The organism is Agrobacterium sp. 22-3639C2, from assembly GCF_053522105.1.
In genome coordinates, this window is the sequence record NZ_JBNWDB010000004.1 from 460,099 (window position 1) to 477,038 (window position 16,940).

The 16,940-nt window shown below is 57.0% G+C and carries 16 protein-coding genes and 3 pseudogenes; 14 read left to right on the plus strand and 5 right to left on the minus strand.

What is annotated here, in order from left to right:
* Nucleotides 1–6: 6 nt before the first annotated feature.
* The gene (locus tag ACQZ6D_RS19490; protein WP_448731732.1) at nt 7–942 is read right to left on the minus strand and encodes a LysR family transcriptional regulator; all 936 of its coding nucleotides are present in this window, start codon (nt 940–942) and stop codon (nt 7–9) included.
* Between the two features lie 72 nt (nt 943–1,014).
* Here ACQZ6D_RS19490 and ACQZ6D_RS19495 point away from each other — a divergent pair, with 72 nt between their 5' ends.
* The 8 genes and pseudogenes from ACQZ6D_RS19495 to ACQZ6D_RS19530 all read left to right on the plus strand — a co-directional run.
* Complete coding sequence (locus ACQZ6D_RS19495) at nt 1,015–1,647, plus strand: HD domain-containing protein (protein WP_035201052.1); 633 nt, start codon at nt 1,015–1,017, stop codon at nt 1,645–1,647.
* Nucleotides 1,648–1,683: 36 nt separating this feature from the next.
* Complete coding sequence (locus ACQZ6D_RS19500) at nt 1,684–2,370, plus strand: amino acid ABC transporter permease (protein WP_076845996.1); 687 nt, start codon at nt 1,684–1,686, stop codon at nt 2,368–2,370.
* A 1-nt stretch (nt 2,371) separates the two neighbouring features.
* The gene (locus tag ACQZ6D_RS19505) at nt 2,372–3,028 is read left to right on the plus strand and encodes an amino acid ABC transporter permease (RefSeq protein WP_035201049.1); all 657 of its coding nucleotides are present in this window, start codon (nt 2,372–2,374) and stop codon (nt 3,026–3,028) included.
* A 65-nt stretch (nt 3,029–3,093) separates the two neighbouring features.
* Nucleotides 3,094–3,882 (plus strand): transporter substrate-binding domain-containing protein, encoded by a 789-nt coding sequence (locus ACQZ6D_RS19510; RefSeq protein ID WP_448730219.1) that lies wholly within the window; start codon nt 3,094–3,096, stop codon nt 3,880–3,882.
* A 57-nt stretch (nt 3,883–3,939) separates the two neighbouring features.
* Nucleotides 3,940–4,671, plus strand: coding sequence for an amino acid ABC transporter ATP-binding protein (locus tag ACQZ6D_RS19515; RefSeq protein ID WP_035201045.1), 732 nt, complete (start codon nt 3,940–3,942; stop codon nt 4,669–4,671).
* Between the two features lie 57 nt (nt 4,672–4,728).
* Complete coding sequence (locus ACQZ6D_RS19520) at nt 4,729–5,610, plus strand: NAD(P)-dependent oxidoreductase (protein ID WP_173995419.1); 882 nt, start codon at nt 4,729–4,731, stop codon at nt 5,608–5,610.
* A gap of 14 nt (nt 5,611–5,624) precedes the next feature.
* Complete coding sequence (locus ACQZ6D_RS19525) at nt 5,625–5,966, plus strand: hypothetical protein (protein WP_173995420.1); 342 nt, start codon at nt 5,625–5,627, stop codon at nt 5,964–5,966.
* 5 nt (nt 5,967–5,971) lie between these two features.
* Nucleotides 5,972–6,361 (plus strand): annotated as a pseudogene (locus ACQZ6D_RS19530) (SDR family NAD(P)-dependent oxidoreductase); the annotation flags it as partial.
* Here the strand turns inward: ACQZ6D_RS19530 and ACQZ6D_RS19535 are convergent.
* The 3 genes and pseudogenes from ACQZ6D_RS19535 to ACQZ6D_RS19545 form a co-directional block, all read right to left on the minus strand.
* Nucleotides 6,302–6,883, minus strand: a pseudogene (locus ACQZ6D_RS19535) (SDR family NAD(P)-dependent oxidoreductase); the annotation flags it as partial. The pseudogenes ACQZ6D_RS19530 and ACQZ6D_RS19535 overlap by 60 nt on opposite strands.
* Before the next feature lie 5 nt (nt 6,884–6,888).
* Complete coding sequence (locus tag ACQZ6D_RS19540; protein ID WP_448730218.1) at nt 6,889–7,278, minus strand: VOC family protein; 390 nt, start codon at nt 7,276–7,278, stop codon at nt 6,889–6,891.
* Nucleotides 7,275–7,490: pseudogene (locus ACQZ6D_RS19545) on the minus strand (SDR family oxidoreductase); the annotation flags it as partial. The pseudogene ACQZ6D_RS19545 and the gene ACQZ6D_RS19540, both read right to left, overlap by 4 nt.
* 500 nt (nt 7,491–7,990) lie before the next feature.
* Between ACQZ6D_RS19545 and ACQZ6D_RS19550 the strand changes: the two are divergent.
* Together ACQZ6D_RS19550 and ACQZ6D_RS19555 are read left to right on the plus strand one after the other, a co-directional pair.
* The gene (locus ACQZ6D_RS19550; protein WP_173995422.1) at nt 7,991–9,160 is read left to right on the plus strand and encodes an efflux RND transporter periplasmic adaptor subunit; all 1,170 of its coding nucleotides are present in this window, start codon (nt 7,991–7,993) and stop codon (nt 9,158–9,160) included.
* A gap of 6 nt (nt 9,161–9,166) precedes the next feature.
* A complete protein-coding gene (locus tag ACQZ6D_RS19555; RefSeq protein WP_448730273.1) occupies nt 9,167–12,304 on the plus strand; it encodes a multidrug efflux RND transporter permease subunit in 3,138 nt (1,045 codons plus the stop codon).
* A 30-nt stretch (nt 12,305–12,334) separates the two neighbouring features.
* Here the strand turns inward: ACQZ6D_RS19555 and ACQZ6D_RS19560 are convergent, their stop codons facing one another.
* Complete coding sequence (locus ACQZ6D_RS19560) at nt 12,335–12,766, minus strand: TetR/AcrR family transcriptional regulator C-terminal domain-containing protein (protein ID WP_448730217.1); 432 nt, start codon at nt 12,764–12,766, stop codon at nt 12,335–12,337.
* Between the two features lie 827 nt (nt 12,767–13,593).
* On the opposite strand from ACQZ6D_RS19560, the gene ACQZ6D_RS19565 reads away from it, so the two are divergent.
* The 4 genes from ACQZ6D_RS19565 (at nt 13,594) to ACQZ6D_RS19580 (ending at nt 16,839) form a co-directional block, all read left to right on the plus strand.
* Nucleotides 13,594–14,067 (plus strand): hypothetical protein, encoded by a 474-nt coding sequence (locus ACQZ6D_RS19565; RefSeq protein WP_173995424.1) that lies wholly within the window; start codon nt 13,594–13,596, stop codon nt 14,065–14,067.
* Nucleotides 14,068–14,266: 199 nt separating this feature from the next.
* Nucleotides 14,267–14,503 (plus strand): hypothetical protein, encoded by a 237-nt coding sequence (locus tag ACQZ6D_RS19570; RefSeq protein ID WP_448730216.1) that lies wholly within the window; start codon nt 14,267–14,269, stop codon nt 14,501–14,503.
* Nucleotides 14,504–14,752: 249 nt separating this feature from the next.
* On the plus strand, nt 14,753–15,475 hold the full coding sequence (locus tag ACQZ6D_RS19575) for a response regulator (protein ID WP_173995521.1): 723 nt from the start codon (nt 14,753–14,755) through the stop codon (nt 15,473–15,475).
* Complete coding sequence (locus tag ACQZ6D_RS19580; RefSeq protein ID WP_173995426.1) at nt 15,472–16,839, plus strand: ATP-binding protein; 1,368 nt, start codon at nt 15,472–15,474, stop codon at nt 16,837–16,839. Before ACQZ6D_RS19575 ends, ACQZ6D_RS19580 begins: the two co-directional genes overlap by 4 nt.
* Nucleotides 16,840–16,940: the final 101 nt, after the last annotated feature.

Below are 16,940 nucleotides of genomic sequence, written 5' to 3' on the forward strand. Positions count from 1 at the left end.
CGTTTCTCAGCCGCAGAAAGCGACGTCCACGCTCACCTTGCGGATCATCTGCGCCACTTGCGGTAACGCCCTGACCACTGCGCCCTTGTTGGTCCCGATAAACACGTCCTGCATCGGGAGACGGGAGTGGGTCCGCAGCGAATGCACCTTGCCTGCTTTAAGCTGCGTATGAAGCAGTCTGCCTGGCAATATGCTGATGCCAGTGCCCGCTTCGACCAGATTGAGGATGGCTCCAAGACTGTTGCAGACATTGAGGCGAAGACCAAGCTCGCGGTTACCGCTGAGAGCAGTGGTTGTCAGGGTGTGGAGATTGGATGGCGCGGGTGTCGAGAATATCCGTTGTCGCAGGAGCATCGCGTCCGAGACGAATTCGCGGGGCATCTCAAGTTTGGGGCTGGCAAACCATTCCACCGTCTGACGGCCGAGGAGTTCCAGCGCAACGTTGTCGTGCTCGGGGGGTGTCGACAGGACGGCGATATCGAGAAGCCCCTCAGAAAGCTGTCGGGCGAGGCTATGGCTCGTGTCGACGGTAGCTGCAATGCGGCTTTCAGCAAATCGGCCATCCAGTTCGTCCAGCAGTGCCGGGAGGCAGACTGCGGCGAAACTATCCATCACACCCACTCTGAGCGTCGGCAGGCGCGTATTGCGTGTCTTGATGTTAGATTCGATATCTCTGGCAATGCCGATCATCGCCTCGGCGTAGTGCTTGAGGGCTTCACCCTCGCTGGTCAGCTGCAGCTGCCGTTTTTGCCGAATGAAAAGCGGAACACCGAGTTGTTCCTCCAACTCCTTGATCCGATACGAAACCGTCGGCTGCGTGATGCTCAGCTTCTCTGCCGCGGCGTTGAAGCTGCGCAACTGAGAGGCCCAATAAAAGGCTTCGACTGCCGAGAAACTGAGAGCCATTTTCTTCCATAGAAAAATTCGATCGATACCTGCCAATATCCTAATTGGATTTTGAATTCATTCAATCTTAAGCTCGCTCAATAAGCAGTTTATTCAGGTGATCAAAAAATGTACAAAACGATTTCGCGTGAGCATATTCTCGAAGATCTGCCTGAGATAGCGGATATCCAGTCGGACGAACTTCGAGAGAAGGTTATCGACGCCTGGGTTTTTGCTCTCGAGCGCTCATCTTTTGATCGCGTCACCGACATCCAGGGCGAGGGAAGCCCGAACATCTTTTCGCTCAAGCGTGGTACGCAGGACGCGCATCTGCGCGGCGTGACCCGGCTTGCACTGTCGATCTACGAGGAGTTCAAGGCTACATATCCCGAAGCCAAGGTTGATCGCGACATTCTCCTGGCCGGCGGGCTTTGCCACGACATCGGCAAGACCTGGGAATTCGATCCCGTCATGCTGAAGCGCTCCGAAGAACGTGGCGACCGCTATGGCGATCCCACGTTCCGCCACTCGGCCTACGGTGCGCATGTCTGCCTTTCCGTCGGTCTGCCCGATGAGGTCGGCCATATCTGCATGGGTCACGCAATGGAGTTCGGTCAGATCGGCCACAGTACAGAGTGCTTCATCATCCGTCAGGCCGACCACACCTGGTGGCTCGTCGCGGCAGCCCTCGATCTATGCCATCCCGATACGATCGCACAGGCGGGCAAGAACATTCGCGTCCGTCCCTTGGGCGCCGAATAAAACCGGGCACGGACTGTCACCATACGCGAGGGCAAAATGGCATATACATTCCAGTTCGCATCGTTGGTCCCATATCTGTCGCAGTTTCTCAGCGGTCTCTGGCTGACCATGCTGCTTTCATTCGTGGGCATATTCGGCGGCTTCGCCCTTGGCGTCTTCTGCGCGGTCGTTTCCACGCTTCCCGGACTTGTGCCGCGCCTGCTTGTACGCTGTTACGTGGAACTGATGCGCAATACGCCGCTGCTGGTGCAGATCTTCGTGATCTTCTTCGCACTGCCAAGCCTTGGGCTACGGCTTTCTCCCCTGACATCGGTGCTGGTCGCGCTCATCCTGAACAATGGCGGCTATATTGCCGAGATCGTTAGAGGCGGCATTCAGGCCACTCACCGGAGCCAGTTCGAAGCCGCGGAAAGCCTCGGGCTGACGTACCTCCAGACACTTCGGTTCGTGATCCTGCCGCCCGCACTGGAGAAGGTATTCACGCCGGTCGTTTCGCAATGCGTCCTGCTGATGCTCTCGACCAGCCTTGTATCGGCGATCGGCGTCGAGGACCTGACAGGGGCTGCGATGATCGCAAGTTCCGAGACGTTCCGGACGATGGAAGTCTATCTGGTCATCGCCGCGATCTACGTAACCCTCAACTTTGTCTTCCGAGCCATCCTCAACGCCGCAGGGCTGCTGATATTCACACGTTCGCGCCGTAAACTCCTCGGGAGGGCATGATATGCGCACATTTGGTACCAACGAATTCCTCTTCATCGTCTATGCCCTTCAATGGACCCTGACCCTGACCGCAATCGCCTTCGTAGGCGGGGGGATACTTGGGGCGGCACTTGCCCTGCTGCGGATATCGACCAGCCGGACACTGAGAACTTTGACATCGGCTTACATGCAATTCATCCAGGGATTGCCACTGCTGATCCTGATGTTCATCTGCTACTACGCGCCGTCGCTTTTCGGCTTCGAGCTTAGCGCGATCACGGCGGCCGCAATCGCCTTGACCATAAATTCGGCAGCCTTCCTCGGGGCCATCTGGGAAAGCGCCTTGCGCGCCATTCCCAAAGCACAGTGGGAAAGTGCCGAGGCACTCGCCATGCACCCGCTGAAGGTCCTCCGCTTCGTCATTGTGCCGCAAGCGGTCCGGCTGGCAATGCCTTCGACTGTCGGCTTCCTGGTGCAGATCATCAAACAAACGTCGATTGCGTCGATCATCGGCTTCATCGAGATCACACGTGCCGGACAACTCGTCAGCAATGCCACGTTCGAGCCGCTGAAATCCTTCCTGGCGGTTGCCGCACTCTATTTCATCGTCTGCTTCCCGCTGACACAAATCAGCCTCTGGCTGGAGCATCGAGCCGCCAAACGCGGATCGCGCGCCTAAATTCTTAACGACACGCAGAAGGTCGTTTTCACTAAACCCGGAACTCAAAAACTGTGAGGATTGCAATGCGCTTAAAGTCTCTACTCATTCCCCTTGTCGGATTGGCAATCGCGTTTGGAACAACCGCTGCTTCCGCCTCATCGCTCGACGACATCATCGCCCGCAAAAAGGTCATGATTGGCGTGGATCTGTCCGTTCCTCCCTTCGGAGTGACCAATGAGCAGATGCAACCCGATGGCCTTGACGTCGATGTTGCGAAGCTGCTCGCGAAGGATCTCGGTGTCCAGCTCGAACTTGTGCCCGTTACCGGCCAGAGCCGCATCCCGTCGCTTCAGACCGGCAAGGTCGACTTCGTTGTTGCCAGCTTCGGCATCTATACCGAACGCGCCCTGTCTGTTGCTTTTTCCAATCCGTACGGCGGGCACAAGTCGGTCATCATCGCCCCCCAGGGTACCGAGATCAAAAGCCTCGAAGACTTGAAAGGCAAGCGCGTCGGCGTGCCTCGCGGAACCGCGCATGAGAAGATCCTTTCTGCGGCGAAGATCGACGGTATGGAACTGGTTCGCTTTGACGACGACAGCACGACGCTAAACGCACTCGTTGCCGGGCAGGTCGATGCAATCGGGACCGTCAATTACATCGCAGCTCAGCTCCAGCAGCGCTATCCCGATAGCAAGTTCGAGGAAAAGGTGACCTATCTTCAGAGCTTCTACGGCGTCGGCATGCGTCGCGGCGATCCGGATCTTCTGCACTGGTTGAATACCGTCCTGTTCGTTCACAATCAGAGTGGAGAGCTTGGCGCGATCTACGAAAAGTGGATGAAAACCCCAATGCCAACTCTACCGTCCTTTTAAGCGCGGCCCATCGCGAGGTGTCTCGTCGCACCTCGCGTTCCCACCAGGAGATTTGAGATGACCGTAGTAGTCGCAAACAAAATCCGGAAAAGCTTCGGGCCGCTGGAGGTGCTGAAGGGCGTTTCCCTGACAGTTGCGGGCGGTGAGGTCGTCGCACTGATCGGCCGAAGCGGGTCTGGGAAAAGCACCTTCCTGAGATGCCTCAACGGTTTGGAAACGATCAACAGCGGCGAGATTCAGATCGCCGGTCATGGGATGTCGCGAAAGCCTGCCGCGCTGCGCGCGTTGCGGCGCGACGTCGGCATCGTTTTTCAGAGCTACAATCTGTTCCCTCACCTAACGGCAGGCGAAAACATCATGCTGGCGCCCATTCAGGTGAAAGGTGAGGCCAAGGCTGCGGCCCGTGAAGAAGCCAAGCGGTGTCTCGCACTGGTCGGCCTGGAAGATCGCTTCGATGCCTATCCCGATATGCTTTCGGGTGGACAGCAGCAACGTATCGCCATCGCACGATCACTGGCCATGCATCCCAAGGTCCTTCTGTTCGATGAAGTCACATCCGCACTCGACCCGGAACTGACCGGCGAAGTGCTTGCTGTAATCGAAAGCCTCGGCCGTCAGGGCATGACGATGCTGTTGGTCACCCATGAAATGGGTTTCGCTCGTCGGGTCGCCAACAGGACGATCTTCATGAAGGACGGAGTGATCCACGAGGAAGGCCCGTCTTCCGAATTCTTTTCATCGCCGAAGACACCTGAGCTCCAGGCCTTCCTACGGTCCGAAGTCGGCTGATCGAGCCGTCCATTCTATCGCGAAACATTGGCTGCCTTTGGCAGAAGAGGAATTGCTATGTCCACCAAACGGAAAATCGCGCTCATCGGCTGTGGTGTGATGGGAAATGCGATTGGCTCGCGCCTTCTGTCAGCAGGGCATGATTTGATCGCATTCGACCTGGATCAGGCCAAGCTCGCGCAGATTGAGGCCAAGGGCGCATCCCCGGCGACGTCGGCATCGGATGCGGCCGCTCGCGCCGACGCCGTTGTTCTCAGCCTGAACTCGGCGCGGATCGTTCGAGAGGCCGTCTTCGGCGAAAGAGGGGTCGCAGAAGGAGCCCGTCAGGGGACCGTGGTCATCGACATGTCGTCGATCGATCCGATCGCAACACGACAGCTCTGCGCGGATGCCCTTGAGTCCGGTATGAAGTGGCTGGATTGCCCGCTTTCGGGCGGCGCACCGAAGGCGCTGGAGGGTAAGCTCACCGTCATGGTCGGGGGCGACCCGGTTGATTTTGCCGAGGCGAAGCCGATCCTTGATGACCTGTGCCAGAATCTGACCCTGATGGGCCCGAGCGGCGCGGGGCAGACGACCAAGCTTATCAATCAAGTCCTGTGCGCGCTCAATTTCGTCGCCGTGGCGGAAGCGACCAAGCTGGCAATCGATTCCGGTGTCGATGCGCAGCGGATTCCCGCGGCGCTGAGTGGCGGCCGCGCCGACAGTGCGATCCTGCAGGAGTTCATGGGTAAGATGGCGCGCAACGACTACTCGCCGACCGGCCGCATCGACAACATGGTCAAGGATCTCTCAGCCGCGCAGTCACTAGCCATCCACACCGGCACGGCAATGCCCATGACATCGCTTTGCATGGAGATCCATCGGCTGATGGTCTCCGCAGGTCTCGGTGCGGCGGACAATGCCGCCCTGATGAAGTTTTACGATGGCCCGAAGGCCTAACGAGGAGGAATGACATGCTGATCCGCTACGCAGAATTCGTTGGAACGATTAAGGCCGGCAAGGAGGACGAATTCTACAGTTTCGTAGAGAAAACGCTGACGCCGCTATGGGCCAGATTTGACGGCGCGGTGAGCGTTGCCGTCTGCCGCGAGCTCGAACGCGACGAGGGTGCGCCGTCCATGCCCCTGCTTCTGGCCATCACCTATCCGGATCAGGCCGCGCTCGAGCGCGCCATGGCCTGCGACGCACGCTTCCAGTCGCGCGAACAGACACAGCACCTGCTGACCATGTTCGACGGCAAGGTCTACCACCGCGTCACCAGTGCCGCGATCCACGATCTCTCGGCACAGGGGTAAGCGCAATGACGTTCCCGCTTTTCGACCTTGCCGGTCTGCGAGCGCTCGTCACAGGTTCGTCACAGGGGATCGGGCTCGCGCTTGCGCGCGGGCTCGCTGAGCACGGCGCCGAGGTTGCGCTGAACGGCCGCGATCGCGCGAAGCTGGACGCCGCGGTCCGCGAACTGGCTGACACCGGCGCTCGGGTTTCGGCCGGCGATTTCGACGTGACGGATGCCGACGCGGTCAAGCGCGGCGTCGATGCGATCGAAGGCAGCACCGGCCCGATCGATATCCTGATCAACAATGCCGGCATGCAGTTTCGCAGCCCGCTGGAAGAGTTTCCGATGGAGCGCTGGGAGCAGCTGCTGAAGACCAACATCTCCAGTGCTTTTTATGTCGGACAGGCGGTCGCCAACCGCGATGTCCGCAGTCTTGCTCACGCCGTAGTGGATCATCTCGACCGGTATGTTGAATCCGGATTCCGACGCGATGAAGATGACGCGGCCCCAGTCGCGCTTTTGCATTCCGGGAAGATACGCCCGCGAAAGCCTGACGGCAGACATGACGTTCACTTGCCAGTGGCGGTCCCACACCTCGTCGCCGGCGTCGAAGAAGTCGAGCGGCTGGAAGATGCCGGCATTGTTGATGAGGATGTCTATATGAGGAACATTGGCGACCAGGGCGCCGCATCCTTCAGCGGTGGCGACGTCGGCTGGGACGGCGGTGACGGTACCCTTGGCGCCTTCGCCCTTCAGACGTTCGGCTGCCTTGGAGGTCTTCTCGTCGGACCGGCCGTTGATCACTACGTCCGCGCCTGCCCGCGCGAGTTGACGGGCGATGGCGTATCCGATGCCTTCTGTGGATCCGGTAACGAGGGCTCCGTCGGGTTCGATTATAAAACGTATGTGACTGACAATTGGGCGCGTCACAGCCATCCCGTCTAGGTGGCGGCCTGCTTCGACGCCTCGCGGAACACAAGTTCGATCAAGATCTGACCGGGTGTTCTGACGAACAGGCGTCGCTCGCCCAGATCGCGCAACTCCATTGTCGAGTACGGGGTTTGCCTTCTGTCGAGGCCAGCCCGGAATTCATCATAACCGTCCATCCGGAAGCCGATATGATCGATCACCTCCGCACTGGATCCAACGGGCGCCCCACCGCCGGGGATAAGATGCACGATCGGCTGGTCGCCCTCGTAAAGCCAGTAGCCCGGAAAGCCGAACGCGGGACGGTATCCGACAGTCAGACCGAGCAGGTCCTGAAGGAACTGTCTGGTGCCCTCCAGGTCGGCAGTCCGCAAGGTCACGTGATCGAGGTTCATGACACTCATCCTATCACGCCGCCGCCATCGACCCGAACGGTCGAGCCGGTGGCGAATGGGGTGGTCATGAGGAAGAGCACTGCATTGGCGATGTCAGAGGGCTGACCAATCGTCTTGGCGGGCAAGCTGGCGGCAACGCGCTCGAACATGGCGTTTCGGTTGGCTTCCTCCATCTTTGCCCAGAGCGGCGTGTCGATGAGCCCAGGCGAGACCAGCCGTATAGCAAGACGCACGATTTCGGTTGGCGGCAACATGATATAGGGGCGCACGTGACGCAAGAGGTGCTGTAGCGCGAAGGCGCGTCTGCGATGTATGAAACGTCGTCGGCAAAGCCTCTCTGGCACGCCTTAACCGCGCCGTCGGGCATAGCCGCCAGAGATGATGTGCGATCGCGACGAGAAATCGGCACCGCAACATTTCTCAACATAACAGAATCCAAAAACATAGATGGGTCTGTCATCTGATAGCCTGAGCAGTTGCATAAAAGATCTCGCGTAGCACTCTCATTCAAGGCTCAGCACACGTCGAATGGCGCATGCTGGCTGTGAACCGCATGAGGAAGCCTCACCCAATGCTTCCTCATGCGGATTTGACCAAGTGCCGAGATGCCGATGAGTCAAAAAAGGATACGATCGAAGAACGCAACGGAACGGTTCGTTCTTCGACCATTTGTGACACTTGCTCACTTGCCCACTCATGCTAATAATTTTCAGGATGACTTATGCCACGTGCAACCAACACAATCCAACTTGCCCTTGTGGCCTGTGCCGTCCTTTCGCTCGCGGCTTGTGGAAATGAGGAAGGCGAGCAGAAACAGTCGCCCGCCCGAGTTTCTATTGTAGAAGTCAAACCAGAAACCATCCCAGTTGTCAGCGAATTGCCGGGCCGCGTTTCACCGATGATTACCGCGGATGTCCGTCCCCGGATCACCGGTCTCGTGCAAAAGCGGGTCTTCGAGCAGGGAGCAACCGTCAGAGAGGGTGATCTTCTCTACGTCATTGACGCGGCGCCATTTCAGGCAAAGGTTGACTCCGCCCAGGCTACTCTCGACGCCGCGCTCGCGGCACAGAAGCTAGCAGGTCAAAAGGCTGACAGGCAAAACCAGTTGCGTCAGAGCGGTGTCGCTAGTGCAGATGCCAGCGAAACGGCTGTCGGTGAACTCGCGCAGAGCAACGCAGATGTTGCCCGAGCACAGGCAGACCTCCGTTCCGCACAACTCGAACTGCAGTATACGCAGATCAAGGCTCCAATTAGCGGCAATATAGGTCGCGCCCTGATTACGGAGGGCACGCTGGTGAGCCCGACCTCTGACGTCATGGCAACGATCCAGCAGATCGATCCGATTTATGCCGATTTCACGCAGCCCGCCGACACACTTATCCTGTTGCGGAACGCCATCAAAAACGGCGACCTCAAGGAGGATGCAGCAGGTGGTGTCAGCATGAAACTCGTGACGGAGCAGGGTCGTACCTATCCGCACGACGGCAAACTTCTTTTTTCCGAAGCAAGCGTCAATGCCCTGACTGGGCAGCTTATTCTGCGTGGCGAATTTCCCAACCCAGAGCGGAACCTCCTACCAGGAATGTATGTCCGCTCTAAACTCCAGCAGGGAGCGCTCGAAGGAACCTTTGCCGTGCCCGAACAATCCGTCCAGCGCGATACCGCTGGAAAACCGCAACTTTATCTCGTCAATGCCGAAGGTAAGGTTGAAGTCAGGGAGGTCAGGCTTGGCTGGATATTTGATGGCCGATGGGTGATAATCAAAGGGCTTGCGCCCAACGACAAAGTGATCGTTGAAGGGTTTCAGAAGGTCGGCCCCGGCCAAGCCGTACAGGCTGAGGCTTGGATCAATCCAGTCGCTGGGGATGCCTCCACGAAAAAGGAGGGCTGATCCTTGATCCCTGCATTCTTTATCGATCGCCCCGTCTTTGCTTGGGTGCTTTCCATCGCCATCATGTTGGCAGGCGCAATTTCGCTGACCGTGCTGCCCATCTCGCAGTATCCGGATGTGGCACCGCCGCAGATCACCATCTCTGCAACCTATCCCGGCGCCTCGCCCGAAGACACCTATGAGGGTGTAACGCGTTTGATGGAGGAAGAGCTTAACGGTATTCCGGGGCTGCTCTACTACGAATCCACGTCGAATGCCCAAGGCGCTATCAGCATTACCGTGACGTTCGAACCAGGTACGCTTCCCGAAACGGCGGCTGTCGAAGTTCAAAACCGTGTTCGCCGCGTTGAGGCCAGACTGCCATCGTCCATCGTCCAGCAAGGTATCAGCGTCGATACTGCAGGCGGTGGCACGTTGTTGCTGGTGGCCCTGACATCAAAGAGCGGCTCGATGGATGGTATCGCGCTTGGCGACTACATGAGCCGTAATGTTGCCAACGAGTTGCGGCGCGTTCCGGGTGTCGGTAATGCCCAGCTGTTCGGCAGCGAGCGTGCCATGCGAGTCTGGCTTGATCCAGATAAGCTGCTCGGCCTTAACCTAACTCCGGCTGACGTCACCAGTGCAATACAGGCACAGAATGCCCAAGTCGCCGCCGGTCGTTTGGGAACTGCTCCCTCGCAACCCGATCGCCGCACGACCGGATCGCTACTGATCAAGGGGCAGTTGACGTCTCCCGATGAATTCGGCCAAATCGTACTCCGCGCCGAAACAGACGGGTCGACGGTACGTCTGCGTGACGTCGCTCGGATCGAGGTCGGTGCCGACAGTTATGCGACTTCGGTCCGGATCAACGGCAAGCCGGCTACCGGTGCGTCAATTGAGCTGGCACCGGGAGGCAATGCGCTGACCACCGCCGCTGCCATCAAGGCGCGGCTCGCAGAGCTGGCGCCGTCGTTTCCCGACGACATCGAATATTCGGTCCCCTACGACACCACACCATTCGTCTATATCTCTATCGAACAGGTTTTGATGACGCTGGCCGAGGCGATGGCCCTTGTCTTTCTGGTCATGTATCTCTTTCTGCAGAATATTCGCTACACCATCATTCCGACGATCGTCGTGCCAATCGCGTTGCTAGGCGCGTGCGGTGTGATGTTTGTGCTTGGTTTCTCGATCAACGTGCTGACGATGTTCGGCATGGTTCTGTCTATCGGTATTCTCGTGGATGATGCTATCGTCGTGGTCGAGAACGTCGAGCGTATCATGATGGAGGAGGGCCTTTCGCCGAAGGAGGCAACAAAGAAGGCGATGACGCAGATAACCGGCGCGGTGATCGGCATCACTTTGGTGCTGACTGCGGTTTTCGTTCCGATGGCATTCTTCCCCGGTGCAGTCGGCGTGATCTACAAGCAGTTTTCGCTGACAATGGTGGCGTCGATCCTCTTTTCTGCTTTCCTTGCCTTGACGCTAACCCCTGCTCTCTGCGCGACTTTTCTGAAACCTGTCGAAAAGGGGCATGCTCACACCAAGAAAGGTTTCTTCGGCTGGTTCAACCGCGGCTTCGACAGAGGTTCACATACATATAGCGGATGGGTCGCTGGCCTGATCAGGCGCTCAGCGCGTGTCATGTTGGTCTATCTCGTCGTCGCCGCTGCCACCGCTTGGATGTTCCTGCAACTGCCGTCATCTTTCTTGCCGGACGAAGACCAAGGTACGTTGCTCGCACAGGTCCAGGGTCCTGCTGACGCTACGGCGCAACGGACGCTCGACTCGATCAAGCTGATGGAGAAGGTCGTCACATCTGAACCGTCGGTAGACCGCATTGTCGCGATCAGCGGCTTTAGCTTTTCCGGATCAGGAGAGAACGCGGGACTGTCTTTCATCACCCTGAAGGATTGGAGCGAACGAACCGCCGAGCAGTCGGCACAAGCTTTGTCGGCCAAGTTCAATGCCGGCTTCCAGGCGATCAAGGATTCTACGGCATATGCGTTGTCACCACCCGCCATTTCCGGGCTCGGCACCTCGAATGGATTTGCGTTCCGGCTTCAGGATCGCGGCAACCAAGGTACGGAGGCTTTGAATGCCGCGCGTGACCAGTTTTTGGCAGAGGCCGGCAAAAGTCCAGTTCTTGCTCGGGTCATGGTTGAGGGTCTGGCCGATGCGCCGCAAACCGTGCTGACCATCGATCGCGAGAAGGCCAACACTTACGGCGTTACCTTCGCTGACATCAACCAGACGATTAGCACCAACCTCGGTTCTGCCTACGTGAACGATTTTCCCAACGCAGGACGAATGCAACGGGTGACGGTTCAGGCCGATGCGGACAAGCGCGGTACGATCTTCGATGTGATGAAACTGACGGTGAGAAATTCCGAAGGCGGGATGGTCCCGATTTCGGCCTTCGCGAGGTACGACTTCACCAAAGGCTCGGCGCAGATCGTCGGTTACAATGGCTTCCCGACGGTCCGTTTCAGCGGTCAGGCGGCTCCTGGTTATTCCTCCGGCGACGCGATCACCGAAGTCGAACGGATTGCAGCTACGCTCCCACCGGGCTTTGGCTACGAGTGGAGCGGCCAGTCCCTCCAGGAAATTCAGTCTGGATCGCAGGTGCCGATGCTGCTCGGTCTGTCGGTGATCCTTGTGTTTCTTTGCCTCGCCGCACTTTATGAAAGCTGGGCAATTCCGCTCTCCGTGCTGTTGGTCATTCCTCTTGGTGTAATTGGCGCGGTTGGTGCAGTGATGCTGCGCGATATGCCCAACGACGTTTACTTCAAGGTCGGTCTGATCACCATCATGGGGCTTTCCGCCAAGAATGCTATTCTGATCATCGAATTTGCAAAGGACTTGAGGGCGGAGGGTAAGTCGACGTTCGATGCGGCGGTCGAGGCTGCACATCTCCGCTTCCGGCCGATTCTGATGACCTCCTTAGCCTTTGCGCTGGGAGTGGTGCCTTTGGCGATAGCCACCGGTGCAGGATCCGGTAGTCAGACGGCTATTGGCACTGGCGTCCTCGGCGGCATGGTCTCCGCGACGATCCTCGCGATTTTCTTCGTACCCGTATTCTTCGCATTCGTTATGAAGTTCAGCAGGGATCCCTCGAAACGCGAGCGGGATCAGGCTGCACGGCCAGCTCCGGCCGAATAATTACAAACCACGGTGAAGGGCGTTATTGGCCTACGGCTGGATGCCCTTCATGAAAAACCGGACGCGGTCTTCGATGACACCACCCGCCAGTTCAATTCTGACATGCTCAGGCGTCGAGAAAAGCGCAGTCCGTAAAAGGGGCAGCACCAGCAAAGCGAGGAAATTGTTAGCATCCTGCTCCGCCTGCCGAAGTTCGCCCGCATAGTGCTCCGGCGAAGACATTAGCATCTGCGCGACATATCCTATGTAGCGAGGTGCAGCATGCTCTCTATAGAGCCGCGCGAGATTCGGAAAGCGGACTGCTTCAGCGGTAATCGCCCGATCCAGCTCAATCGCCTCCGGCTGAAGTACGTGTTCGAGCAGAAGATAGGCCAGCCGAAGTAACTTATCCTCCAGCTTCAACCCGTGAAGGTCGAGGCCACCTATCTCCAACAGGTTGTGATCGATACGTCTCTTGTTCACAGCGTCGAAAAGGGCCTCCTTGTCCACAAAACGAGCATAGAGCTCCGCTTTGCCACGTGGGCGGTATTGGGGATCTGATCAATAGAGGTTCGCTCGAACCCCTGCGTCAGGAACAGCGCTCGGCAACGTCTAGGATCTTGCCAGACAGTTGTATTGCTTCCTCTTGCGTGGGTCGTCCGCCGGAGCCTGATTTCGGAGAGAGTTTCATGGCTGTTTGATATTCTATTGGCTCGTGCCTGCCAATCTATTGCAGTAGATTGTCTAGGTCGCAGGGTCACCGCTTTACGCATTTGCCAACAGCTGACACCGGTTCATCGTCGCATGGCAACGAAACAGGTTCCTTGCAGAAATGTCAGAGTTTCGAAAGCGGACAGTCTTTGAAACGATCCTGCCCGACACCAGTCTTCGATTAGTGGCTGTATGTCGATAATCGGGAGGTCAGAGGTTTGGCGGATTTGGTCGATGTACGAGGATACGGAAACAATCGCCGTAAAGTGTTGGCTCTGCATCGACCGCTGAAATTCAGCCGACGTTGTCGCAGTTGATCCCGCCAGTCCCTCCGCCTCGAAATTTTTTCGAGCAACTTTGCGGCGCGCGGATCTGGTAGATACAGACAAACATTTCTAAACGCGGATAGAGCAACGAGATTAAACATCAAAACCTCCATGAATCCAACGCAGGGTAGACCAGCGAAATATGCAATTGGATTCAGTTTCATTCGGTTTTGTTACGAGCACTCCATATCCGTATAAAACTACATAAAACCAAACACACAGCTGCACGCGCACGGATTAGGTTTCGTCATCAGCGATGAGGAAAACTGCCACATGGTCCAAGCCCGCAATCCGTCAAGAATTCTTGTCTTTCTACCACAGGCTGCAGGCATTAAGATTATTGCCAGGCTAGCGGAGCACGGATATGAGGCGCTCGCGGTATCGACGGTACCCGAGGCCTTCGACGCGCTTCGCTCCAACCAGTTTGTCTTTGCCATTACAACCCGGCCCGATATCGACCTACTGCGCAATATTCGTGCCCTTCCGGTCATCAATCTCGAAGTCTTCTTTCACGCTGGCATCTACGGTGATGGAACGCCAGTCAACTCGAAGCGGTTCGACAGCAAAGCTTTTCTTGAAAGGGTGGAGTTTCTCGCGCGGCCGGTGCCGGCAAGGCTGGACGTTGAGGGAGATCGTGCAACCTCGTCGCAGATGCCGCGAAAGGATGCCGTACAGTGGTGGGCTATCGTGGCAAATGCTCTACGCCCGAGGCGATCTGCCAGAGGTACAATGAATGCTCAATCCTGAAACGCCAGGTGGTAATGCGGCCGAATTTTTAGCCAAAGCTGGTTTTTCTTGCATCCAAGAGCGGTTGCCTGCCGGATAGACGTTGCAGCAGGTGGCTAGGCTTAGGCTATGGCGATTGACCGGGTTCTCACACATCGCTGAGTTTTTGCGTGTCGCAGTGCCAAAACAGGAGCAGTCATTTTTGGGAGGATATCTCGTGATGTTCTGGTTTATCAGTGCCGTATCGTTCAGCGGATACGTCATCCTGACATTATTTGTAGTCGTGCCGCTGGCGCGGTTCGCCAAGCACACCTGTCTTGCACTGGCAGAGAGATTGCCCCGGCGATCGCTATCCAAACATCATCTGGTTGCCTGGGTGTCCGCAACATTCTTTTCGCTGCTGACAGTCAGGGCATGCTACATTGCCGACGTTATTGTCGACGCTCGGTTTCGATGAATGCCGCTCGAAATCTACAGTGAGTGAATGTGAGCAATCAGGCAACGGAAGCCAGCAAAAACAATCCGTAGAAAAAACATCGCAACATCTTGCAACATTTCCGAATAAAGCTTTGCACAATATCGGATAGAGGTAAAATGAAAAGCGGCAAGGGCCGCGTGTCGTTCACCACAATAGACGGGTCTGACCCGGCAAGAGTTCGATATGGCGATGTCTCCACAGCAGGCAAGTGACACTGTAACGCTCCGAATGGTAACTCCGGCTCAGGCACGCATCCTGGTCGTTGAGGACGACGGAGATATAGCTGGCATGCTGGTTGATCTGGTCAAAAGCAACGGCTTTGAAGCCGCGTCCGTCGCGAACGGAATCGAGATGGACAGGATCCTCTCCCGCCATAGCTTCGATCTCATCTTGCTAGACGGAATGTTGCCCGGCGAGGACGGCTTCAGCATCTGCAGGAGGCTGCGGTCGTCTGGAAAAACGCCAATCCTGATGTTAACGGCCCTTCGCGACGATATCGACCGGATCCTTGGTCTCGAACTAGGGGCCGACGATTACGTCACGAAGCCCTTCAATTCGCGCGAGTTGATGGCTCGTATCAAAAACATTTTGCGAAGAGCGTTTGATCATGAAGAGCCAGAAGCTCAGCTCGAACCGATGACGTTCTCAGGATGGCGGATCGATCCGCGAAGTCGCGAACTGTTCGACACCGAAGGTGCTCAGGTTTCCATGACGACGGCAGAGTTCGATCTGCTTTGGGCATTTTGCAGCCACCCCAACAAGGTGCTCACACGCGAGCAGCTTCTGGCGATGACGCACGCCGGCTCGGCCGGGCCAATCGAGCGAAGTATCGATGCCCATATCAGCCGCGTTCGCCAGAAAATTGAGCCCAATCTTAAAGACCCGACATTTATCAAGACCGTACGGCTCGGCGGATACCTCTTTGCCTCCAAGGTTGAGCGTATTCCATGACCGGGCTCCGCAGCGCCTCTATCCGCAAACAACTCTTGTTCCTCGCCATTTTATTGGTCGTTCTCGTCTCAACAACAGCGGCTTTGACGGAGCCCTTTATCTACGGGCGCCACGACAAGGGGATTGAGATAGGTTTGTTCGCTGGTCGCTTAGAGACGGTGCTTGAACAGTTTGCGCACAGCCAAACTTCCGCAGAAGAAGATGCAGCATTTCTGTTCGCCGGTCGGATTGGTGTTTCGGCGCAACGGGCTCTCCCTTCCCAGGCGTCAATGTCTTACGAAGTCGGCACACTCAACCCAGAAATCTTGACGCGGGTCAGAGAGCTTATCAATGACGGTTTCTTGACATCGATCAGAAACGCCTTCTCGAGGGATAGCGAGCCGCCCGTACTCACCGTCAAAGTTGACGATTCAAGAGCCCTGTCTTTCGCGATGCCACAATTCCCAACCAGTGTCTGGCTTGCTCCGGCCATGGCGAGCGGAATATTGAAAATCGTGATCCCCCTCCTACTTCTGGCTTTACTCGGCAGTTGGCTAATCACGGAACCACTTGTCCGGTTCGCTGCCGCCGCTCAACGCGTCAGCATGGACGACCATTCCGAGCAGCCATTCAAAGCCGAAGGGGCATCCGAGATCAGGAGCCTCGCAGCGTCCCTCAATGTCATGCAAGGCCGAATCCAAACGATGCTGCGAGAGCGAACAAGGGTGCTGCGCGCGATCAGCCACGACCTCAGGACACCGCTCACCCGACTGCGCATGCGTATTGATCGATCAAACGAACCGGCGCTGAAAGACATGATGCTGGCTGACGTCACAATGCTGTCTTCGCTGATCGACGCCAGCCTCAGCTTTCTGGATAACAAGTTCGAGCCGCCTCGCAAAGTGGATCTGTCGAGTTTGCTTCAAACGATCTCTGACGATTTCGTAGACACGGGCGTTAACACCCGCTTTGTTGGCCCCCGGCGCGTGACATACACGTGCATGCCGCAGGGTTTGACGCGTGCCATTTCTAATCTTGTCGACAATGCCTCCCGCTACGCCGAACATATCGAGATTGAATTGGATGACCGGCCTGACGGGGTCCTTATCAGGGTTTCCGATGATGGACCTGGTTTGCCGGACGATTTAAAGCAAAAGGCTCTTGAGCCTTTCTTCAAGGCAGATGAATCTCGGCAGACCGGCGCTAATAGCGGTGGATTTGGACTCGGGCTTTCCATCGCCCAAGGTATCGTGGTGATCGGCCATAAGGGCGTATTCACGTTGCTGGATCGTCTGCCAAATGGGCTTATCGTGGAAATCTTCTTGCCGAAAAGGGAGACGGTCCAGCACGGAAAATCGCCCGCCTATACACCGATCGCTTCATGACTTCACTCGGCGCGAACATTTACCAACATTATTGAAAACACAGTAACGCCACAGCGAGCTATCGCTCATCCAGCCACACTCGCCCCACGGCGCTAATACCG